Raw genomic sequence first — 21,617 nt, 5'->3', positions numbered from 1 at the left:
ACCTGCTCTCCTTTGTATTTTAACCGTGGATAAACTAAGCCACATTAACCGATTTAGCTAAACTGCTACTTTGGAAAAACTCATCATGCAATGCGCAAATCGCGTGCTGGTATTCCTTATCACCGACAACAAATTGAACATTTACATTTCTCAATGATGAGTGCAGTGCAACTGGCGTAACGCCATTATTCATCAATGCAAGCACACCTTTCGCCAACGTCTTATTGGTATCAATTTGAGAACCGATGGCTGAGATAAGCGCGACCATACGGCCTTTAATCGAGGCATTCGGATAACGTTTCTCTGCTTTGTACAATACTTTGTTTAAGCTATCAGTACTGCCACCTAGATAGTAAGTAATAGAGTTCGCGTTCATCTCTTTACCAACCAAACTTACACGAGCATCGGAGATGATTTCCATCAATTCGTAACTAACGTTATCGGCTTTTCCTACCATTGCTTGGTCAAACAAATGCAGTGCAAATACTTTTTCTTTACCTGCGATGATCTCGACTTTGTCTTCTTCCGGACGATAGCTTGAAGAGATCAAAGTACCTTCGTGTTCAGGTTCGAATGTATTTTTAATCTGTAGCTCAATACCACTTTCACGCAAACCCGCAGCGGCATTTGGGTGAATCGCTTCCATGCCAAGGTTGGCAAGTTGGTCTGCTACGTCATAGTTTGTACTACCAATTGGTAATACTTTTTCAGGGCCAACAACGCGTGGGTCCGCTGAGCTCAAGTGGTACTCTTTGTGAATTACTGCTAAATCCGCTTTTGTTATTGCTGCAATTCGGCTAAATGTCATCTCACTATAACCTCGGTCATAAGTGTGCATTAGGCCCTCTTTACAGTAAGCATAACCTGTCACGATTGGCAGTTCTTTTGATACATCGATATCAGCAAACGCGTCACTGATCGACTCATCAAGGCTTCTTGGCGCTTGATTATCCCAACCAGACAGGTCAACGAACTTAGCGTTAATACCCATATTTTTTAGTTTTAGTGCTGTGTTGTAAGCACTATGTGCCTCACCGATAGACGAGAGAAACTCTCGAATTTGAGGCAAGTACTGGCGCAACGAAAATTGACCGTACTGACAGGTTTCTAAAATATTCGCGATACAGTTTTTCGCTTCAGCAATACGGGAGCGAATGAATTTATCCGCACGGATACGATTCATTGGGTCCGCAAAAATATTTTCATTGGTCAGCAACATACGGCTTTCAACGTACGCTAACGCTTCTTCCCATTTGTCGTCGCGTTTCGCGATAAGCTGATAAACGCCTGGTTTACTGGTTTTTTTACACTCGAGCAGCGCATCGGTCATACCACCGTATGCAGATACGACAAAAATACGATTGTATGGTGTTTTGGGACGAAGAATAATATTGTCGAGAACAGCATCAAATGCTGTCATTGATGTACCGCCGATTTTTTCTACGGTAAATGTCATGATAAGCCTTTTTTGATTGGTAACTTTAAAAAGAAAAAAGAAGAGATAGTAAAGTGTGGGGTGGCAAAGCACCCCACCATCATCTTTTAGTCAACGAGAGGATAAACACCGTTTTCATCGTGCACTTCAGCGCCAGTAATCGGTGGGTTAAACACGCACGCCATTACCATTTCTTTATTCTTATAAGCTCTCAAGTAGTGCTCATCGTGTTTATCAAGGATGTATAATGTACCTGGTTTGATTGGGTACGTTTCTCCACCTACAACTTCAATCTCACCTTCACCACTCATACAAAACACCGATTCAAGGTGGTTTTGATAGTGAATATGAGTTTCTGTATCTTCATAAATCGTTGTGATGTGGAAAGAGAAACCCATGTTGTCGTCTTTCAACAACATGCGGACACTTTCCCAGTTATCTGAAACAACACGTCGTTCGCTGTTGCGGCATTCATCTAGAGTTCTGACGATCATAATTAAAATCCTTATTAAGATGCTTGTTTGAAATGTTTCGCAGCGATAGTCTCTACTGCATTTTCAAAGATGCTTAGTCCTTGATCTAGCTCTGATTCGCTGATGGTTAGTGGACAGAAGAACTTCACAACTTCATCGTCTGGACCCGCTGTCTCTATCACCATTCCATTCTCGAAACAGTTTTTCGCAATTTCAGATGCCATGTCACCATTGATACATTCAATACCAACCATCATGCCGCGGCCTTTTTTCTGCACAAACATTTGTGGAAAGCGACGAACACAACGGTCAATAACTGCACTCACCTTGTCTGAACACTGCTTGATGTGTGTTTCAAAATCATCGTTTGCCCAGTAAATTTCTAGTGCTTTTGCAGCAGTAATAAAGGCGTGATTATTGCCACGGAACGTACCGTTATGCTCGCCTGGCTTCCACTGGTCAAGCTCAGGCTTAAGTAATACGACAGCCATCGGCAAACCGTAACCACCGATCGACTTCGATAGCGTCACGATATCCGGTTGGATACCAGACGGCTCGAAACTAAAGAAAGTACCGGTACGTCCACAACCTGCTTGAATGTCATCGACAATCACAAGAATGTCATTGGCTTTACAGATTTTGCTCAAACGTTGTAACCACTCGTTTGAAGCAGCATTTAAACCACCTTCACCCTGCACAGTTTCAAGAAGTACAGCAGCTGGTTTATCCATACCTGCAGAGTTATCATTTAGCATGGTTTCGAACAGCGCGAGACCATCTACGCCAGCGTAACCTTCAAATGGAATACGAGTGACGTTACTTAGGCTAGAGCCGTTACCTTGTCTGTGGTGCTGGTTACCCGTTGCAGCCAGTGCGCCAGCAGTACAACCATGGAAACCGTTAGTAAACGCAACGACGCTGTCGCGGCCTTTTACTTTTTTAGCCAGCTTCAATGCCGCCTCAACAGCGTTAGTACCTGTTGGGCCCGTAAACTGAACCTTGTAATCCAAGTTTCTTGGTTTAAGGATGTAAGTATCCAACGCTTCCAGAAACGATGCTTTCGCTTCTGAGTGCATATCCAAACCGTGAGTAATACCGTCCATTTCAATGTACTCAAGCAACGCTTGTTTTAGTACTGGATTGTTATGGCCGTAATTTAGAGATCCCGCTCCAGCAAGGAAGTCTAAGTATCGTTCACCTTGTTCTGTTTCTAGCCAGCAGCCTTTCGCTTTACGAAAAACGACCGGGAAATTGTTTGAATATGAGCGTACGTTGGATTCCTGCTTTTTGAAAATATCCATGATGAGACCGTTTTTAATTCCTATTGTTTGAGGATTATTTGAGAGGAATGCGATACAAATATTCTGTATCGTGTTTGCCTTTAAAGTGGGCTTCTTCATCCAAAAATGTGCTTACTTGGCCAGAATTGCCGTTCATCGCATCTAACTTTTTGAATAGTGCCCAAGAGGCTTTATTATCTTCCGTGATGGTAGTTTCTACCGATTTAACACCGCCTAATTCCTCTCGGGTGAGAAGTTCTTTCAACATGCGGAATGCTAAACCATGACCTCTAAAGCGAGGTGAGACTGCAACTTGCCAGACAAATAAAACGTCTTGCTCGTCTGGTTTCTGATAACCGGAAATGAAACCTGCGATTTCGCCTTTTTGCTCAACCAAAATACTGGTTTTGCTGAAATGCGTAGACTGTAGGAAATTGCAATAAGATGAGTTCATGTCCAATGGAGGACAGTCTGCAATTAAGCTGTAAATGTCGTCACCATCAGAGATTTTAGGCTCACGAAAAATCCATTTTTTACTTGAGTCTTCTCCAATCTCTGGATAAAGGACCCAAGGTGCTGATGTGATCATGTGAAAATACATATCCTTTGAGGTCTAATTAAATTTCCTTTTTATTATGGGCATCCCTCGCGACTAAAAATCAAATAATCCGCCTTTTTATCGGTATTTTTGTGATTCGCATCACAAAAACAAGCCTATTAACCAAAAGTTAAAATAGTTCGAGGTCTAATTTATTAAATAGTCACCTAAATGCGCAGTACAAAAAACAACCAGAATAAGACCATTTTCCATGCTGTTCATTTCTCAGAGAAAAATAGAAATCCAAAAAAAAGCGGCATGCTTTCGCATACCGCTTTTATCAATAATTTAATTGCTGATACTAGTTATTTTGATTTCTTAGAAACCGCCTTTGGACGAGGTTCATCCATCAAACCTTTTATCAAAGATACCGTTGCAACAAGCAAAACAATAGTAAATGGTAAACCAGTCGTCACCGCCATTGCTTGAGCAGCAGCTAGACCACCACCCAACATCAATGCAATCGCAACCAAACCTTCAAACGTACACCAGAACACGCGTTGTGGCGTTGGTGCATCGACCTTACCGCCCGCAGCAATAGTATCAATAACCAGTGATCCTGAGTCAGAAGAGGTAATGAAGAACACCACGACTAAGATAATGCCGACAAAAGATGTTATCTCAGCCAATGGCATAACATCTAACATGGCAAAAAGTTTTAAAGGTAGTTCTGCGTTAAACACCGCCTCGTAGCCATCATTAACGTATTGGCTAATTGCGTTACCGCCAAAAGCCGTCATCCATAACACACAAACTGAAGATGGGATAAGAATAACGCAAATAATAAACTCACGAACTGAACGACCGCGAGACACACGTGCGATGAACATACCCACAAATGGTGACCAAGAAATCCACCACGCCCAGTAAAACGCCGTCCAGCCTTGAGAGTAATTCACATCCTCTCGTCCAAATGGCATAGATAAGGCAGGGATATTAGCCACATAGGAAACGATGTTCTCGAAGAAACCAGTTAAAATCGCAATCGTCGGGCCAACAACAATAACAAATAGCAATAGCAGCGCTGCAAGACCCATGTTGATTTCAGATAAGATTTTCACGCCCTTATCGAGTCCAGCCACAACAGAGATTAAAGCGAGCGCAGTAATACCAATAATCAATATAACCTGCGTGGTATTGGTCATTGGGACATCAAACAGGAAGTTCAAACCCGTTGCGGCTTGAGACGCACCGTAGCCTAGCGATGTTGCTAAACCAAAAACCGTCGCTACCACTGCAAGAATATCGATAATATGACCAGTCCAACCCCATACACGCTCACCAAACAAAGGGTAAAAAATTGAGCGCATGGTGAGTGGCAAACCTTTGTTAAATGAAAAGATAGCCAGTCCAAGAGCCAAGAGCGCGTATATTGACCACGGATGAAGTGCCCAGTGGTAAATCGTCGCAGCCATCCCTAATGCCGAAGCTGCAGTTGCATCGCCCTCTGCACCACCTAGCGGTGCCCAGTCAGTACGTACACCATTCTCAACGCTCACGCCACCAATCGCAGAACTAAAATGGGACATCGGTTCTGATACACCGAAGAATACGAGACCAATGCCCATACCTGCAGCAAATAGCATTGCCAACCATCCGGCATAGGAGTAATCCGGTGTTGCTTCAGTACCACCGATTCGCACACGGCCCAATGGTGTGAAGATCAATCCGACACAGACAATGACAAAAATATTACCTGAAGCGAGAAAAAACCAGTCTAAATTGTGTAACAAACCCGCTCGTAGGTCTGCAAAAAACGGCTCTACCTGTTCTCGGAATAATAGTGTTATCACAACAAACATGACGATTGCTAAGCCAGAAATTGCAAAAACACGGTTATGAATATCAAGGCCAAATGGGCCTACCTTTAGCGCAACGTTATCCTGACCAATTTGATAGTCAGTATCTATTGCGTTTACTTTTCCATCGGGGCGTTGAATGCCACCGTTATTATCGGTGCTCACGGATAATCTCCTTAAAAATACGTGACCAAGTTTAAATTACTTTCGTCGGAGTTCGAGTAATGAAACGTCTTCATCACTACCAAGCACATGTTCATAAAACATTGTTCTTATAAGCGGTTACTCAATCCGCCATCATAATCTTAAAGCCCCCTATCTCTCATTGCATTTTATTGTTTTCACCATAAATAACGCCTATTGCCAAACCGAAGATATTGGCATGTTTCGATTAAAGTGATACTGCAGTTGTGCTTGAAACAGCTCCGCAGTTGCTAACGCATCCGTCAGGGCATGGTGAGGTTGATAAGCAGGGAGGCCATATCTTTCACGAGCGTGCCCTAATCGTACAGAACCGGGTTTCTTGCCTTTCAACTTATTGATAAAACCTCTGCATTCACGGCGCTGTATCGCATACTCAATATCTAACGTATCAACAACAGGAAACTGTATCCCCTCTCCGATGCTATTTAGCAAGGCGTTATTAAAGAACTGCCTTTCAATGTTCTTATAGTGAACGAGAACCACTTTGCCTGACAACGCATCCAATATTTCACCCAAGATCTGAGACAGCTGCGGCGCGTTTTTAACCTCAGAGTCAGTGATACCGTGAATAATGACAGACTCGTGGTTTAACTCTCTGTTTGGGTTAACGACCCAATGAGCAGAGCCATTACATTGAACACGATCAATAGTAAACGGCACAAGTCCGATCGTGAGAATGACATCCTCTTCCGAGTTCAATCCTGTTGTCTCAAAGTCTACCGAGACAAATGGCACTTGTTCAATTGGTGTTTCCCCATTAACCATTGGTGTCGAATAATAGCGTTTGAGCCTCTGGTCTTTCGCTTCTTTAGCGAGTTGTTTGAACAACATTGACCACTCTGGCGTCTGGGATGTATCCAACAACGGCTGTTCTTTTTCTACTTTTTTTGAGAACCACATTATTTGCTACTTCTCTGGTATCGAAACTTAATGAAGTTCTGAGCGTTACTTAGAATTTGAAATGCTGCTTTTAAGTTTCGACGTTCAAATTCAGACATGTTCTCCGGCTCAATATTGTTGTCTGGCTCTTCTCCATTTTCTATATCAAGGGCTTGGTGACGAATTCGAACCATGTAGATTAGCTCCATCGCATCCCTTAAATCCAAACCTCGACCTTTCGGTAAAATGCCAGCATCATTAATGTCATCTAAACGGTCGAAAGAGTTTTGCGATCGCGAACCGATTGCCAGAGAATGCACCCGTATTAAATCGGCCAACGGAGCCGTCCCCCTTCGCTTCAAGTTAATCGAGTTGCGATGACGACCATCTTTCTCCATCACAAAGTCTTTGAAAAAGCCCAGTGGAGGCGTCCTACGTATTGCGTTATACGCCATACAAGCAAGAAAGCGGTTATTTCTTTTCGCTCGTCTCACAATAAAGCTGCTTAATTGCTCCGCCCATTTCACTCGCCCATGCACACCGAGGAGATCAAAAAAGATATTACTATTTAACAATCTCTCAGGGGTTGGATTGTCTATCCAGTTTCCAAAGCATTCTTCCCATTCTGCACGAGTTTTTCGCCATTCTGGGTTGGTAGCCATAATGTCTCCAGTACAATAAGCATAGCCGCATGCCGCTAAACCATCACAAACAAATTTAGCAAACTTTTCAAAGTACTCTCCGTGAATCTCAACGTCATAACTGTTATCGAGAATAAGGGCGTTATCTTGATCCGTTACAATTAGCTGCTCATCCCTCGCCATTGAACCCATTGCGACTAAACAATAAGGAATGGGCGCTGGGCCGAACTCTTGCTCAGCTAATTCAGCGAGGCGTTGTTTGAAACTACTGCCTATAACCGACATGGCTCGACCAATCATGTGCGCGTTGGCATCTTCATTGACCATTCTTACGAAACAGTCTTTTACTTGTTCAGAAACCTGCTTGAGATCCTCGACACTGGTTTGCTGAAAAATAGAGCTCACTAGCAATAGGCTGTTCTGAGATTCGTAACGAACGATGTCCGTCATGCCAATAATTCCTATCGGCTTTTTATCTTTTAAAATTGGTAAATGATGCACGTTGTAACGCAACATGGTTAACATGGCCTCAAACACATAGGCGTTATAATCCAATGAAACCACGTCATAACTCATGACCTCACTCACTGGAATATTGGTATCAATACCTTGAGCTAGTACGCGAATGCAAAGATCGCGATCAGTCAATATTCCAAGCAGCTGTTCATCATCTTCTTCTGTGAGCTCCTCTGTCGGGCGAATAATGAGCAGAGAGGTGACATTTTCCTCTGCCATTAGTATCGCAGCTTCCTGAATTGAAGCCGTTGCCTCCAGAGTTACTGGATCTCTTGCTAAGATTTTACGTGCCTTAGCGGTGGTAAAGTCATTGCTTTCGGAGCGGCTAGATATTGCGCTTCGCAAACGCGCGCTATCTTCCAGTTCCATGTAGTCCGCAAAGTTTTCAAACTCATCACAAAGTTCATTGAAGATGTTTTCCGGAATACAGTAAACGAGAGTGTCTTCTATCGCTTTGGCTGGCATACGTACGCGGTTGTTCATCAACAACCCCATCTGACCAAACAGTCCACCAGCATCAATCCTGTTGTAAAGTTCACCTTTACGTCGATAAATCTCTACCGCCCCACTTCTCACCATATACAAGTCGCGGATCGTATCTCCGAAGTTAAGGATTTTTGTTCCTTGCCGAAAGTATGCAACCTCGGCATTGAGAGCAATTTTTCTAAGCTGCTCTTCAGGTAGGTCATCAAAAGGTGGGTACTGGCTAATGAAATTGAGCACTTCTAACTGTTCGGCTTCCATTTTTTATTCCATACGTTGCCTAAACTACAGCGATAAATATCACCCTGAGTGAAATCAAGCAATAAATAAATCTAAGGATAACAGTACCTAACCGATTTCACAGGACCAAGCCTTAACCAAAAATTAGAGCTCTAACCTTTTTATATGTAGAGTTCTAAGCTATCACAGCTTATATCTATGCAAGCGAGTTGAGTTGAAATGTACAAAAAAATTCAAAATAAATTCAACCCTACGTCAGGGAAACGTTATGGCGGATAAAAACACATCACAAGCAATTGTTTTAAATATAAAAAATAAGAATTGAACATACCTTGCTCAACGAATTCTCTATGCACGGAAGAACTAGTTAACCAACCCCCTTTCGTTGAAAGTTGAACTAAAATTAATTAGAGTACAAATCGTTAAACAGTTATAAACACACGAAAAAGGACAGATAACATGGATCCCATACTGGAAGTTAAGGGACTGTATAAAGTGTTTGGAGAAGACCCAGAGAGAGCCTTCTCGCTTATCGACAAAGGCGTCGATAAAGACGGTATTTTTGAACAGACAGGTTTAACAGTCGGCGTAAACGATGTATCTCTCACCATAAATGAAGGGGAAATTTTCGTAATCATGGGCCTTTCTGGCTCCGGGAAATCCACCCTTGTTCGACTTCTTAACCGGCTCATTGAGCCGACTAAAGGTAGTGTTTATCTCAAAGGAAGAGATATCGCCCACATCTCCGAGAATGAACTTCGAGAAGTTCGTCGTAATAATATCTCAATGGTGTTTCAAAGTTTCGCACTCATGCCACACATGACGGTGATTGAAAATGCCGCTTTTGGTTTAGAACTGGCCGGCATCGATGTTAATGAGCGTCAGAAAAGTGCCCTTTCCGCCTTAGAAAGAGTGGGTTTAGACCCTTATGCAGAATCTTTCCCTGACGAATTATCCGGTGGTATGAAACAGCGCGTTGGTTTGGCGAGGGCGTTAGCTTGTGATCCAGACATCCTATTAATGGACGAGGCGTTTTCCGCTTTAGACCCATTGATCCGTTCTGAGATGCAAGATGAGCTTATTCGTCTACAGAACGATGACAAACGCACAATTGTCTTCATTTCTCATGATTTGGATGAAGCAATGCGCATTGGCGACCGTATCGCCATCATGCAAAACGGTGAGGTTGTTCAGGTTGGTACACCTGATGAAATATTACACAGTCCAGCAAATGATTATGTCGAAGCGTTTTTCCGCGGCGTAAACATCGCAAGTGTCTTGACAGCAAAAGATATCGCGCGCAAGAAGCCAGCGGCTGTTTTTAAGAAATCGGAAAATGACGGTCCAGGCTCTGCGATGCAGATTCTGATGGATCACGACCGTGATTACGGCATTGTCGTCGATAAATCTAGCCGATATTCCGGCATCGTATCTCTTGATTCACTACGTTTGGCTCATAAAGAAAACCGTTCGTTAGCCAGTGCTCAATTACCGGATGAAGTTACTCTTCAGCCTGATCAGTCAATTAATGACATTTTGGGTCTGGTTGCTGGTGTTCCTTATGCCGTGCCTGTCGTAGATGAGAAAGGAACTTACTTTGGTGTCGTGACTAAATCACGTCTTCTACAAACACTAGATAAGGATTAACACGATGTCTTCAGAGCAAACTAACAATGATCCCTGGTCAAATACTGCTCCTGCGCAAGATGATCCTTGGTCGCAAGGTACAGAGGCCGCGCCAAGTAATGATTGGCTCAACTCAGAAACTGTAGAGCAAGCGCCATTCGATATTATGAACCCATTCCAAGATGCGGTTTTACCCCTCGATAGCTGGGTAGAATCCGGTTTGAACTGGCTGGTGGAACATGGTCGACCTGTTTTCCAAGCAATACGAGTTCCAATCGACTTTATTCTAACGTCGTTTGAAACTGCTTTGGTGTCTACACCTGCGCCTATAATGGTACTCATTTTATTTTTGCTAGCGTGGCAGTTTTCCAATGTAAAACTTGGTTTTTCTACTCTTGTATCCCTTGTTTTCATCGGCCTAATTGGTGCGTGGTCACAAGCGATGACAACGCTAGCACTGGTGTTAACCGCCGTTTTCTTCTGTTTGCTTATAGGGCTACCAATGGGGATATGGTTGGCAAGGAGCCAAACCGCTGCCAAATTTGTTAGGCCAATATTAGATGCAATGCAAACGACTCCCGCGTTCGTTTACCTTGTGCCAATTGTTATGTTGTTTGGTATTGGTAACGTTCCTGGCGTAGTAGTAACGATCATTTTCGCCCTGCCTCCCGTTGTGCGCCTGACTATTTTGGGTATTCAGCAAGTACCTGAAGAGCTTATCGAAGCTGGCCACTCTTTCGGGGCAAACAAAAAACAGATGCTTTATCGCATCCAGTTACCGTTGGCGTTACCAACCATCATGGCAGGTGTAAACCAAACCTTAATGCTGTCACTTTCTATGGTAGTGATTGCTTCAATGATTGCTGTTGGCGGCTTAGGCCAAATGGTACTTCGTGGTATTGGCCGACTTGATATGGGTCTTGCTGCCGTTGGTGGCTTAGGCATCGTTATTCTTGCGATTTTGTTAGACCGTATCACCCAGGTGTTAGGGGTTAATGCGGGCAACACTAAACTTCGCTGGTATCACACAGGTCCTGTTTCATACCTATTAAAACTGAAAACAAAGACGAACCAAGACGATCTAAAACTTAGGAGAAACATCAATGAATAATTCATGGAAGAAAGCGCTCTCTGTTGGAGCTCTAAGTACTATCGCATTTTCAACTTATGGTGTGGCAAGTGAACTACCGGGTGAAGGTGTCACTGTTCAGCCTGTTCAATCAACCGTTGCAGAAGAAACATTTCAAACGTTGATCGTAAACCGCGCACTTGAAGAGCTTGGTTACGATGTTAAACCGACCAAAGAAGTGGACTACAACGTAGGCTACACCTCTATTGCTAAAGGTGATGCTACTTTCTTAGCGGTTGGTTGGTTCCCTCTTCACGCCGATAAGTACACGATGTCTGGCGGTGATGATAAGTTCTTCCGTAAAGGCCAATACGTAAGTGGTGCTGCGCAAGGTTATTTGATCGATAAGAAAACCGCGGAAAAATATAACATCACGAACATTGGTCAGTTAAAAGATCCAAAATTGGCGAAGCTATTCGATGCAAACGGCGATGGCAAAGCGGACTTAACTGGTTGTAACCCAGGTTGGGGTTGTGAAATGGTTGTTGAGCATCAGTTGGATGCTTTCAAACTTCGTGACACAGTAACACACAACCAAGGTAACTACGCAGCGATTATCGCTGATACGATCTCACGTTACAAAAAAGGCGATCCGATTCTTTACTACACTTGGACACCGTACTGGGTAAGTGGCGTTTTAGTTCCAGGGAAAGATGTTGTGTGGTTAGAAGTGCCATTCTCTTCACTTCCTGGTGAGCGTAAGGACATTGATACGACACTAGAGAACGGTAAGAACTACGGCTTCGAGATGAACTCTATGCGCATCGTTGCCAATAAAGAGTTTACAGAAAACAACCCTGCTGCTGCAAAGCTGTTTGAAATCATCAAACTAAATATCAATGATGTTAGTGCTCAGAATATGATGATGAGCCAAGGTAAGAACAGCTCAGCGGACATCGAGTCTCATGTAAATGGCTGGATCAAAGCGAACCAGAAAAAGTTCGACGCATGGGTCGAAGAAGCGAAGAAAGCCGCAATGTAATCATGCCTTTATCAACCTCTAGAGCCAGTTGGTGTTATCAACTGGCTCTTTTTTTACACAAACGCCCCTCCCCCTTACATAGACATACCAACACTTACACTACTCGACCATAAACCCACATTATAATTCACGTTTATTTCACGCTTGCTTTGCTAAAAACAACACAACATAACAATTAAACTATTCGAATAAATATGAAAAACTTATCAAGGAGCTCTGTGTGGGGGCCTTTGCAGCCAATTGCTGCCTTTTCTTTGTTTTCGCTTCTATTTCTGTCTATCTCAAGAGTTTTGCTAGCTTTTTGGCAGATTGACCGTATTGACTCTCTAAACGACTTAATTTACATCCTAGGTCAAGGTTTGCGCGTAGATATTGCAACGCTTTGCTGGTTATTTATTCTTCCAGCACTGTTTTCAACCTTCATGCCATTAACCGGTAAGATGGGAGAGTGTTGGAAGCGAATATTACGCATATGGATGGTTTTAGGGCTTTGGGTGCTTGTATACATGGAGCTCGCAACAGCGCCATTCATTCAGGAATACGACCTACGTCCAAACCGCCTGTTTGTGGAATACTTAATCTACCCAAAAGAAGTCTTGAGTATGCTCTGGACTGGCTACAAATTAGAACTGTTTATTGGTGCGTTAGGTACAGTTTTAACCATCACTTTAGGTTGGAAGTGGAGTAAGAAACTGACCGATAAGGCGCAGCAGGTCAACTGGAAATGGCGACCACTATTGGCACTGTTCGTTGTTCTTTTTGGGGTTGCTGGTGCTCGCTCATCTTTAGGTCACCGCCCGCTAAATCCTGCTATGGTCGCCTTTTCTAACGATCCACTGCTTAACGACTTAGCACTGAACTCATCTTACTCATTGTTGTTTGCGGTTAATAGCATGAAGTCAGAAAAGAGTGCTGAGCAGTTCTACGGAAAAATGGACACTCAAAAGATGTTGGAATTAGTTCGCACTTCATCAACAAAGTCCGACTTCACCCCTTCATTACTCCCAACCATGAACAGTAACCCCGCGACTTACCAAGGTAAACATAAAAACTTAGTGATTTTGCTACAAGAAAGCTTAGGCGCCCAATTTGTCGGTGCTTTGGGTGGTTTGCCTCTAACACCAAACCTTGATGAACTCATGAAGGAAGGTTGGCAGTTCACACAAATGTACGCCACTGGTACTCGTTCTGTTCGTGGAATTGAAGCCGTAACCACGGGCTTTCCTCCATCTCCGTCTCGCGCGGTAGTGAAGCTGAGTAAAAGCCAAACGGGTTTCTTTACCATCGCGGACTTACTGAAAGCTCAAGGCTATCACACGCAATTTATTTACGGCGGTGAAGCCAACTTTGACAACATGAAAACTTTCTTCTTTGGTAACGGTTTTGATCAAATAGTAGAAGAAGACGATTATAACAACCCAAGCTTTGTTGGCTCTTGGGGTGTTAGTGATGAAGATCTATATAACAAAGCAAACGAAGAGTTTGAACGCCTTTCAAAAAGCGACAAACCTTTTTTTAGCTTAGTTTTTACGTCAAGTAATCATAGCCCTTATGAGTATCCAAAAGGCAAAATTGAGCCATACGATTCAGAATATATGACGCGTAACAACGCCGTTAAATATTCCGATTACGCTTTGGGCACTTTCTTTGAAAAGGCGAAAAAGTCATCTTATTGGGATGATACCATTTTCATTGTAATTGCAGATCATGATGCACGTGTTTCTGGCGCTAACCTTGTTCCAGTTAAGCACTTTCACATTCCAGCATTGATCCTTGGTAAAGGCATTCAACCACGTAAAGATGACCGCATAGCAAACAACATAGACATGCCGCCTACACTGTTATCTCTGATTGGGGTAGATGCTAAAACACCGATGATTGGTCGTGATTTAACGAAGCCACTGGCTCGCGAAGATGAACGCGCAATGATGCAATACGACAAAAACTTTGGTTATTTAACGCGCGACAATCTCGTTGTGCTTTCCCCTGGTGAAAAGATATCGACCCTGGCGTACGACTTTAAAGACCAAACCATGAAGCCGCTAGAGGTGGACGAATCTATTATCGAGCGTGCAAAAGCAAACGCATTATTTGCATCTAAAGCGTATCAAAACAACTGGTATTCTTCCAAACACACTCATTAATACCAATGATTCCGCTGATAAAAAGGAGCTAAACGGCTCCTTTTTCTTATTCTGTCACTTACCTTCGAGAATGTTCTACTGACAACTCCTGTCGTTCCTTTCCGTTAGATTGCCCCTACTATTTCTAATTGATTAAGGAACAAACCATGCTGACTATCAATTCATTCGTTCTCTACGTTGAGGACATCCACATAAGCCAAGTTTTTTATTCGAAACTGTTCGAACGCAAAGTCACGCAGTTGTCTCCAACCTTCGCCGCTATTCCACTGACCGAAGGCTTAACGTTGACACTCAAGCAAAGAGATAATCTTTCACCCTACAGCGGAATTAGAGGTGGTGGCACCGAGTTGTCTTTATCGGTGCCCAATAGTCATATGCTAGAGCGCATTTACAAGCGCTGGAAAGACCTAGGTGTTGAGTTTGTTCAACCACCAGCGACATCAGTGTATGGGTTAAATTTTATGGCTATCGATCCAGATAAGCATCGCATTCGCGTTTTCATAAATGAATAAAAATGCGTTAAAAATGCTTTTTACCCATTCCCAATGTGACTTCAATAAATTAGACTCAAGGAAACATCAAAAGCGGCGTAGTAATAAGAAGGAATGCCCATGAGCTCAAGTATGATCCTTAGCGAATCCCTAATCGAGAGCGGAAGAGATATCCCCCTCAAAGAACTGCTTTATGCAAAGCGCGTGCTGGATAACTACATGGCAGTAGCCAAAGAAAGTAGCCCGCTTGAGCTATTAACTGAGATGAAATCGGCAGCAAAGCAAGTAGAATACTTTACAACGACGAGTAACCCGTGTGAGGCTCGTAATGTCATCAGTCAGATGATTGATAAAATCGACACCGCGGAATCTTTTGCTTCGTTCAAAGCATTAGCAGGTAAGCCATCTCAAGCACTCAATGAACTAATTGAAGATCGAGCTCAGCTGATTAAACACGAACGAGAGCTCCTGCTCGCCTCAGGCTATGACGCCTCACGAATCTAATATACGCGACAGGCTAAAAGTCATAGCTAACAACGAAAAAGGAGCTCTTAAAGAGCTCCTTTTGCTTTTCAAAACCGGATACAAAAGACTTAAAGGCCGATATCTTCCGTTATTGCTTTGATTTGTTTGAGGTCCATTTTATAGACTTCAATCATTTGATCGACCTGACTTAGTCGTGAATTAGCTTCATCATGTTTATCACACGCGTCCGACTTCACGTCCCAAGATTTGCCTTCTAAAAATACGTCACACTCTTTCTTGAGTTTCTCAATCTTAGGTAATAATTTCGACCGTTCTTTCTCGAGAGACTCTAATTCTTGCGAAATTTTTAGCTCTTTCTGGAATACTTCGCGGGACCGCTCAAACATAGTCGCTTGCATATCCGCTTGACGACTCAACTTCTCATTTTCTGACTTCGTCGTGTTGATCTTATCTGCCTGCTGCTTCAATTGAGACTCTAGTGACAAGTTGACCTTCTCGACCTCAGTCAACTGCTTTTGCAACTTCTTAAGTGCTTTCTGATGAGCTTCATCTTTCGCGGCGAGTAACTCACTAACTTGGTTTTGTATTTCTTGGTCAAGCGCCTCTTCACGCACTTTTACTTGAGATGCCAACTGGGTTTTATCTTGCGTTAGTGCTTGATACTTTTCTTCTAATACGTGGTAAGTCGATTCCCACTTGTTCGCAGTGACAACCGATCCAACAAGGCCACCAAATGCCAAGCCTAACACCGCAGCGATTGCGATATAGATATGCGTACGTTTGTCACGCTCTTCAATGACAACTACGTCGTCTTGCTCTTCCATTTTGTTCTGAGAACTCACCGTATACTACTCCAAGGACTCTTTTACTTTGCTAGCGGATCAATTCCGCAAACATAATTGATGCTGTATAAATCAGAAATGCGCCAATTAATGTTATAACGGTCGCTTTTTGGACTTTTTCATTGGTTCGATAACGAAACAACACAAATGCTACTGCAATCAACACCGCAATGGCTAATAATCTGGTCATACCGCCTCCTTGTCCACTCATGAAAAACTGCCTAGGTCCGTAGACTGTTTCACAAAGGTTCATTGTAACCCATTTATACGTACCATAAGGTCAACTTAGCGTAGATTTTAAAATAAGTGCTCCGATTTTAATCAATTTTGTGTCCTTAATTGAATAACTTATGTCGTAACAATCGAAACACATTTATCGTTCTGAAGTGTTTTTGGGTTCCATTCCCTAACCCAATAAATTTTATTTATGCCGTGACTCGCACAAAAAGATTGGCAAACATACCTTCATGAAAATAGATGAGGTTATTTCATTAAGAATAAATTGACATAGGGTGTTGAAATGGACCAAAAACATGATAAAGTTCACACGTTAATGATGACCAGCATCATTAACTAACCTTTACTCATTTAATTGAGTAATTGTTCCGATGAAGACTGCAGGAGAGTGGTTATTAATCAAATTTTAACATTTGATTAGCATAACTCGCCGAAGAATTAACTATTTCAGGTGCTACCTAGGTAGCGGGGACTGTAGTTGGAGGAACCTCTGGAGAGAACCGTTAAATCGGTCGCCGAAGGAGCAAGTCTTGCACTCACGCAAGGTGAAACTCTCAGGCAAAAGGACAGAGGAGTGGAAAGTTACAACCTAACTATTTTGCTTGGCCTTCCCGCCTACAACCAATAGCTTAGTTCTTTTAGAGATCGTTGATCTCGTCCTTTCCCTCTTCTCCTTATTAGTTGTTTTATTAAGGGGAAATCATGAACAACCTACAATCTTTACTACAAACCATCGATAATTTTGTCTGGGGTCCACCGCTGCTTATTTTGCTAGTGGGTACAGGTGTTTACTTCACTTTTAGCCTTGGCTTGATCCAGTTTAAACACCTCCCAACAGCGCTAGCGATGGTATTCAGTAAAGATAAGTCATCTAATACTCAAGGTGACGTTTCTAGCTTTGCAGCTCTTTGTACTGCACTCTCAGCAACAATTGGTACTGGTAACATTGTTGGTGTTGCCACAGCAATCAAACTCGGTGGACCAGGCGCTCTATTCTGGATGTGGCTCGCTGCCCTTTTCGGAATGGCGACTAAATACGCCGAATGTTTGTTGGCGGTTAAGTATCGAAGAGTCGATGATAAAGGCCAAATGATTGGTGGCCCAATGTATTACTTGCAATACGGTGTTGGCTCAAAAGCTCTCGCGATCATGTTTGCAGTGTTTGCTTTGGGTGTTGCTTGTTTTGGTATCGGTACGTTTCCACAAGTAAACGCGATTCTGGATGCAAGTGAGATATCTCTTGGTGTTAACCGTGAGCTATCTGCCTTTGTACTAACTCTTTTGGTTGCTTTCGTAACTTTGGGTGGCATCAAATCCATTGCTAACGTTGCAGGAAAAGTGGTTCCTACCATGGCTGTATTTTATGTGTTGGCGTGTTTAAGCGTGATCATCATGAATGCAGACCAATTGTTCAATGCCGTTGAATTAGTGCTGGTTTCAGCCTTTACATCAACAGCAGCGACTGGTGGTTTTCTAGGTGCAAGCATCATGTTGGCAATCCAATCAGGTATCGCTCGCGGTGTGTTCTCAAATGAATCAGGTTTGGGTAGCGCGCCTATGGCAGCAGCAGCAGCGAAGACAGACTCTTGTGTTAAACAAGGCCTAATTTCAATGACGGGTACCTTTTTCGATACCATCATTATTTGTACCATGACAGGCCTTGCTCTAATCCTGACCGGTGCATGGCAAAGTGACCTTGCAGGTGCCGCGATGACGACTCATGCTTTTGCGGTGGGTTTAAATGCAGATACATTTGGCCCTATGCTCGTCTCAATCGGTTTGATGTTCTTCGCTTTTACCACCATTCTTGGTTGGAACTACTACGGTGAGCGTTGCGTTGTGTTCCTGTTCGGAACTAAAGCTGTGCTTCCATACAAACTGATTTTCGTCGGCTTGGTGGCATCTGGTGCATTCCTTCACCTCGATATGATTTGGCTACTGGCTGATATCGTAAACGGTCTGATGGCAATTCCTAACTTAATTGGTTTGATCGCACTGCGTCACGTCGTACTGGCAGAAACCAAACTGTTCTTTAGCTCAACATCGCAATCAGGTGAAGTTGAAGCAGTGAAAGCTTAGTGAAACGGCAGGTTTGCGGTCACAAACTGTCAGTCACAGAGAGCAAAGCACATTAGAAATGGTAAAAACATAAAGCCCGCTATTATTTAGCGGGCTTTATTTATCTTCGGTTAAATGGTTAATCTCTCAACCATTGATGCTCAACGTTTTCTCCACGTTCTTCAAAAAACTTCGCATTTTTTTGCTTGAATTGATCCGCTTTCAACTCTGATAGCGGCCAGTCTAAAAATGCTTCTGTTACAAACGAGTCGCCGACACCAACCTCAATCGATTCCAGATGTTTCCCGATGTAGCGATAAAAGTAGCCTTGCCCAAACGCATCGCACACCATAGGTACATGCCTGACACGTTGATGATTGACAGAGACCGAAGCCCAAGTCGTCGTTTTAGGTTCACAGGTTTGCTCTTTTACAACGTCGACCTCAAATTTATTGTCCATAGTTGTCGAAACAAAAACGACAATAGCGTCATGCAAATACACACGCCTGAGCAATAACTGTTTAGTGTCTTGAGTTCGCGTTTGTTGTATTCCATTAGCAAAAGGCTCGAAGTAGCCCCAGTGCCAAGACCAGATCATGCCGCGTTGCGCAAACTGTACTTGTGGCCACGTATGCCAAGCGACAGCGGCACCTATCCCCACAATAAATACAGCGAGTAGTATCAACAATCGATAAATATTACGCATTAAACGGGTTTTTCAATTAATAACTTCACACCAAGTGCGACTAATACTGCGCCCGTCGCGCCTTCCATCCACTTCATAAAGCTTGCATTCTTTAGTAGATTTTTAGCCGAGTTAAGCGCGCCAGCTAAACCACACTGCCAAACCATCGCAATAGCAAAGTGTACAGATGCCATCATCATTGATTGAAGCAAGGGTGAACCTTCTGGATTCACAAACTGTGGCAAGAAAGCCAAATAGAAGACCGCCGTTTTCGGGTTCAAGACGTTAGAAAGAAAGCCCTCTCTAAAAGAGCGCTTACCATTAAACACTTCGTGAATCTGCTCGGTCACGGTCAATCCATCTTTCGACGACATTAGCGCTTTTAAACTGCTCAAACCAAGCCAGATAAGATAAGCTGCGCCAATCATTTTTACGATTTGGAACAACTCTGCAGATTGCGCAAGAATCGCCGAGATACCAACCGCAGAAAAAAAAGCATGTACGAATAAGCCAAAGCAAATCCCTAGACTGGTTGTACATCCATCTTTTAGGCCCGATCGGCTAGTGTTACGGATAACAAGTGCAGTATCTAAACCTGGCGTTAACGTTAAAATCGTAATGGCAATAATAAATGCCTCGAAATTCAAAATATCCATATTATCGTGATAATTAATTGTCAATCCTTCATCAATACCGCCAATCCACAAGATTCGCAAGCTTCTTTTTTAAGAGAGCTATACAACTGGGTGAGTTTATGGACAATGGGTTGGAGTTAATTGTTAATTATTAGTAAATTAACGCAGGTTGCTTAGTGCAACACCATATGAAGGACCCGTTATCGGGTGTTTAGGGAAAGAACAAAAGAATAAGAGTAGTCACATGAACGCATTTACAAAACTCGTTGAACATTCCAAAAAAGTGGCAAATTTTGAGCATCTATCTGCCATCATAGATTGGGATCAAGCAGCGGTCATGCCACCTGGTGGCGCTGAAGCACGATCGAATGCCACGGCAGAGCTCGATGTACATATCCATTCTTTAATGACTCAACCGCACTTGGGAGAGCTTTTCGCTCAGGCAGAAGAAGAGACGCTGTCTACAAAAGAAAAATCTATCCTAAGAGAAATGAAGCGTGGGTGGCAGCAAGCTAACTTACTACCAGAATCATTAGTTCAAGCTCAATCTCTTGCTGGCTCCAAATGTGAACATGCATGGCGTACGCAACGTGGAGAAAATGACTGGGCTGGTTTTGAAAAGAACTGGGCTGAAGTCGTAAAGCTATCGCAGGAAGAAGCGCAAATTAGAGCCGAAGCAAATGGCACGACTCCTTATGATGCCATGCTCGATGTTTATGAACCTGGCACAACGTCTGCGTCGTTAGACATTCTTTTTGCTGACGTGAAAACCTGGCTTCCTACTTTGATCGATGAAGCGCTTGAAAAACAACAATCAGACAACATCTTATTGCCAACTGCACACTACCCTGCGGAAAAGCAAAAAGCGCTCGGTTTGGAAGTCATGAAACTGCTTCAATTCGATTTTGAACACGGTCGACTTGATGAGAGTACCCACCCATTTTGTGGCGGTGTACCGACAGATGTGCGTATTACGACACGTTATAATGAAAACGAGTTTGTCCAATCATTGATGGGGATTGTCCACGAAACTGGCCATGCTCGATACGAGCAAGGGCTACCAAAAGATTTATCAGGAACACCCGCGGGAGAAGCTCGCTCTATGGGTATTCATGAATCACAATCACTCTTCTTTGAAATGCAAATAGGACGAAGCAGCGCGTTTATCGATCACCTCGCTCGACTGGCTTCTAACCATTTTTCTGGTAGTGAATTCGAAAAAGACAATTTAGCCAAAATTTACACTCGCGTAGAAAAAGGCTTTATTCGCGTAGATGCTGACGAACTCACATATCCTGCTCACGTTATTCTTCGATATGAAATTGAGCGAGATCTCATGAACGGCGTAATCAAACATACAGATGTACCAGAACTCTGGAACGAAAAGATGAAAGCGTACTTGGGGCTATCAACCGAAGGAAACTTCAAAAATGGCTGTATGCAAGATATCCATTGGACAGATGGAAGTTTTGGCTATTTCCCGTCCTACACGCTCGGTGCGATGTACGCTGCACAATTTATGGCAGCAATGAAACAAACCGTCGATGTAGATGCGGTTATTCGTTCTGGCGACTTAGCTCCGATATTCAATTGGCTCTCGGAAAACATCTGGAGTAAAGGTAGCTTATTCACCACTGATGAGTTGGTAAAACAAGCCACGGGTGAAACACTGAATGCTAAACACTTTCAAGCTCACCTAAAAGATCGCTACTTATAAAGCGAAAAGAATAGAAAGTAAAAGCCCAAGGTTCGTA

19 protein-coding genes and 1 riboswitch are annotated in these 21,617 nt (G+C 43.1%); of the genes, 8 read left to right on the top strand and 11 right to left on the bottom strand.

Annotation, left to right across the window (positions count from 1 at the left end; genetic code table 11):
• Nucleotides 1-34: 34 nt before the first annotated feature.
• From R7Z50_RS05790 to R7Z50_RS05760, 7 genes are all read right to left on the bottom strand, one after another.
• Nucleotides 35-1,456: an aspartate kinase gene (locus tag R7Z50_RS05790; RefSeq protein WP_005377768.1), complete on the bottom strand. Its 1,422-nt coding sequence runs from the start codon at nt 1,454-1,456 to the stop codon at nt 35-37.
• An 86-nt stretch (nt 1,457-1,542) separates the two neighbouring features.
• Complete coding sequence (locus R7Z50_RS05785; RefSeq protein WP_005377769.1) at nt 1,543-1,929, bottom strand: ectoine synthase; 387 nt, start codon at nt 1,927-1,929, stop codon at nt 1,543-1,545.
• A 14-nt stretch (nt 1,930-1,943) separates the two neighbouring features.
• Complete coding sequence (ectB, locus tag R7Z50_RS05780) at nt 1,944-3,209, bottom strand: diaminobutyrate--2-oxoglutarate transaminase (protein ID WP_017820939.1); 1,266 nt, start codon at nt 3,207-3,209, stop codon at nt 1,944-1,946.
• Nucleotides 3,210-3,243: 34 nt separating this feature from the next.
• Nucleotides 3,244-3,777: a diaminobutyrate acetyltransferase gene (ectA, locus tag R7Z50_RS05775; protein ID WP_005393379.1), complete on the bottom strand. Its 534-nt coding sequence runs from the start codon at nt 3,775-3,777 to the stop codon at nt 3,244-3,246.
• 314 nt (nt 3,778-4,091) lie between these two features.
• The gene (locus tag R7Z50_RS05770; RefSeq protein ID WP_005377772.1) at nt 4,092-5,750 is read right to left on the bottom strand and encodes a BCCT family transporter; all 1,659 of its coding nucleotides are present in this window, start codon (nt 5,748-5,750) and stop codon (nt 4,092-4,094) included.
• A gap of 192 nt (nt 5,751-5,942) precedes the next feature.
• Nucleotides 5,943-6,689, bottom strand: a complete 747-nt coding sequence (locus R7Z50_RS05765; RefSeq protein WP_005377774.1) for a 3'-5' exonuclease — start codon at nt 6,687-6,689, stop codon at nt 5,943-5,945.
• On the bottom strand, nt 6,689-8,569 hold the full coding sequence (locus tag R7Z50_RS05760) for a DUF294 nucleotidyltransferase-like domain-containing protein (RefSeq protein WP_005377775.1): 1,881 nt from the start codon (nt 8,567-8,569) through the stop codon (nt 6,689-6,691). Before R7Z50_RS05760 ends, R7Z50_RS05765 begins: the two co-directional genes overlap by 1 nt.
• Before the next feature lie 438 nt (nt 8,570-9,007).
• On the opposite strand from R7Z50_RS05760, the gene proV reads away from it, so the two are divergent.
• The 6 genes from proV to R7Z50_RS05730 all read left to right on the top strand — a co-directional run bounded on the left by proV (nt 9,008) and on the right by R7Z50_RS05730 (nt 15,424).
• Nucleotides 9,008-10,195, top strand: a complete 1,188-nt coding sequence (proV, locus tag R7Z50_RS05755) for a glycine betaine/L-proline ABC transporter ATP-binding protein ProV (protein WP_005377777.1) — start codon at nt 9,008-9,010, stop codon at nt 10,193-10,195.
• A gap of 4 nt (nt 10,196-10,199) precedes the next feature.
• On the top strand, nt 10,200-11,285 hold the full coding sequence (proW, locus tag R7Z50_RS05750; protein ID WP_005377778.1) for a glycine betaine/L-proline ABC transporter permease ProW: 1,086 nt from the start codon (nt 10,200-10,202) through the stop codon (nt 11,283-11,285).
• Nucleotides 11,278-12,285, top strand: a complete 1,008-nt coding sequence (gene proX / locus R7Z50_RS05745; protein WP_005385703.1) for a glycine betaine/L-proline ABC transporter substrate-binding protein ProX — start codon at nt 11,278-11,280, stop codon at nt 12,283-12,285. Before proW ends, proX begins: the two co-directional genes overlap by 8 nt.
• A gap of 194 nt (nt 12,286-12,479) precedes the next feature.
• Complete coding sequence (locus tag R7Z50_RS05740) at nt 12,480-14,429, top strand: LTA synthase family protein (protein WP_054576468.1); 1,950 nt, start codon at nt 12,480-12,482, stop codon at nt 14,427-14,429.
• Between the two features lie 146 nt (nt 14,430-14,575).
• Complete coding sequence (locus R7Z50_RS05735) at nt 14,576-14,941, top strand: VOC family protein (protein WP_005377781.1); 366 nt, start codon at nt 14,576-14,578, stop codon at nt 14,939-14,941.
• Nucleotides 14,942-15,040: 99 nt separating this feature from the next.
• Nucleotides 15,041-15,424 carry a hypothetical protein gene (locus tag R7Z50_RS05730; RefSeq protein WP_005377782.1) on the top strand — a complete coding sequence of 128 codons (384 nt, stop codon included), beginning with the start codon at nt 15,041-15,043 and terminating at the stop codon, nt 15,422-15,424.
• An 89-nt stretch (nt 15,425-15,513) separates the two neighbouring features.
• Here the strand turns inward: R7Z50_RS05730 and R7Z50_RS05725 are convergent, their stop codons facing one another.
• Nucleotides 15,514-16,248 (bottom strand): chromosome segregation ATPase, encoded by a 735-nt coding sequence (locus R7Z50_RS05725; RefSeq protein ID WP_017820934.1) that lies wholly within the window; start codon nt 16,246-16,248, stop codon nt 15,514-15,516.
• A gap of 31 nt (nt 16,249-16,279) precedes the next feature.
• Nucleotides 16,280-16,438: a hypothetical protein gene (locus R7Z50_RS05720; protein ID WP_005377784.1), complete on the bottom strand. Its 159-nt coding sequence runs from the start codon at nt 16,436-16,438 to the stop codon at nt 16,280-16,282.
• A gap of 527 nt (nt 16,439-16,965) precedes the next feature.
• Nucleotides 16,966-17,065: riboswitch (glycine riboswitch) on the top strand.
• Between the two features lie 122 nt (nt 17,066-17,187).
• On the opposite strand from R7Z50_RS05720, the gene R7Z50_RS05715 reads away from it, so the two are divergent.
• Nucleotides 17,188-18,564, top strand: a complete 1,377-nt coding sequence (locus tag R7Z50_RS05715) for an alanine/glycine:cation symporter family protein (RefSeq protein ID WP_005377785.1) — start codon at nt 17,188-17,190, stop codon at nt 18,562-18,564.
• Between the two features lie 118 nt (nt 18,565-18,682).
• Here R7Z50_RS05715 and R7Z50_RS05710 read toward each other — a convergent pair whose 3' ends face one another.
• Nucleotides 18,683-19,249, bottom strand: coding sequence for a hypothetical protein (locus R7Z50_RS05710; protein WP_005385713.1), 567 nt, complete (start codon nt 19,247-19,249; stop codon nt 18,683-18,685).
• Entirely contained in the window at nt 19,249-19,884 is a 636-nt protein-coding gene (locus R7Z50_RS05705; RefSeq protein ID WP_017820932.1) for a LysE family translocator, read from the bottom strand. Before R7Z50_RS05705 ends, R7Z50_RS05710 begins: the two co-directional genes overlap by 1 nt.
• Before the next feature lie 223 nt (nt 19,885-20,107).
• Between R7Z50_RS05705 and R7Z50_RS05700 the strand changes: the two genes are divergently transcribed.
• Nucleotides 20,108-21,580 (top strand): carboxypeptidase M32, encoded by a 1,473-nt coding sequence (locus R7Z50_RS05700; RefSeq protein ID WP_005377788.1) that lies wholly within the window; start codon nt 20,108-20,110, stop codon nt 21,578-21,580.
• The last annotated feature ends 37 nt before the right edge of the window (nt 21,581-21,617 follow it).

It is taken from the genome of Vibrio sp. 1249-1 (assembly GCF_033340495.1).
Note: the sequence above shows the minus strand (reverse complement) of the source record. Positions and strands in the feature narration are given on the sequence as shown.

Excerpts from the sequence above, each read along its gene's own strand:
- R7Z50_RS05710 (WP_005385713.1), bottom strand. The coding sequence starts at position 19,249 with ATGCGTAATATTTATCGATTGTTGATACTACTCGCTGTATTTATTGTG.
- R7Z50_RS05715 (WP_005377785.1), top strand. The coding sequence starts at position 17,188 with ATGAACAACCTACAATCTTTACTACAAACCATCGATAATTTTGTCTGG.
- proV (WP_005377777.1), top strand. The coding sequence starts at position 9,008 with ATGGATCCCATACTGGAAGTTAAGGGACTGTATAAAGTGTTTGGAGAA.
- R7Z50_RS05730 (WP_005377782.1), top strand. The coding sequence starts at position 15,041 with ATGAGCTCAAGTATGATCCTTAGCGAATCCCTAATCGAGAGCGGAAGA.
- proW (WP_005377778.1), top strand. The coding sequence starts at position 10,200 with ATGTCTTCAGAGCAAACTAACAATGATCCCTGGTCAAATACTGCTCCT.
- R7Z50_RS05720 (WP_005377784.1), bottom strand. The coding sequence starts at position 16,438 with ATGACCAGATTATTAGCCATTGCGGTGTTGATTGCAGTAGCATTTGTG.
- ectB (WP_017820939.1), bottom strand. The coding sequence starts at position 3,209 with ATGGATATTTTCAAAAAGCAGGAATCCAACGTACGCTCATATTCAAAC.
- ectA (WP_005393379.1), bottom strand. The coding sequence starts at position 3,777 with ATGATCACATCAGCACCTTGGGTCCTTTATCCAGAGATTGGAGAAGAC.
- R7Z50_RS05785 (WP_005377769.1), bottom strand. The coding sequence starts at position 1,929 with ATGATCGTCAGAACTCTAGATGAATGCCGCAACAGCGAACGACGTGTT.
- R7Z50_RS05705 (WP_017820932.1), bottom strand. The coding sequence starts at position 19,884 with ATGGATATTTTGAATTTCGAGGCATTTATTATTGCCATTACGATTTTA.
- R7Z50_RS05790 (WP_005377768.1), bottom strand. The coding sequence starts at position 1,456 with ATGACATTTACCGTAGAAAAAATCGGCGGTACATCAATGACAGCATTT.
- R7Z50_RS05765 (WP_005377774.1), bottom strand. The coding sequence starts at position 6,689 with ATGTGGTTCTCAAAAAAAGTAGAAAAAGAACAGCCGTTGTTGGATACA.
- R7Z50_RS05740 (WP_054576468.1), top strand. The coding sequence starts at position 12,480 with ATGAAAAACTTATCAAGGAGCTCTGTGTGGGGGCCTTTGCAGCCAATT.
- R7Z50_RS05735 (WP_005377781.1), top strand. The coding sequence starts at position 14,576 with ATGCTGACTATCAATTCATTCGTTCTCTACGTTGAGGACATCCACATA.
- R7Z50_RS05700 (WP_005377788.1), top strand. The coding sequence starts at position 20,108 with ATGAACGCATTTACAAAACTCGTTGAACATTCCAAAAAAGTGGCAAAT.
- proX (WP_005385703.1), top strand. The coding sequence starts at position 11,278 with ATGAATAATTCATGGAAGAAAGCGCTCTCTGTTGGAGCTCTAAGTACT.
- R7Z50_RS05760 (WP_005377775.1), bottom strand. The coding sequence starts at position 8,569 with ATGGAAGCCGAACAGTTAGAAGTGCTCAATTTCATTAGCCAGTACCCA.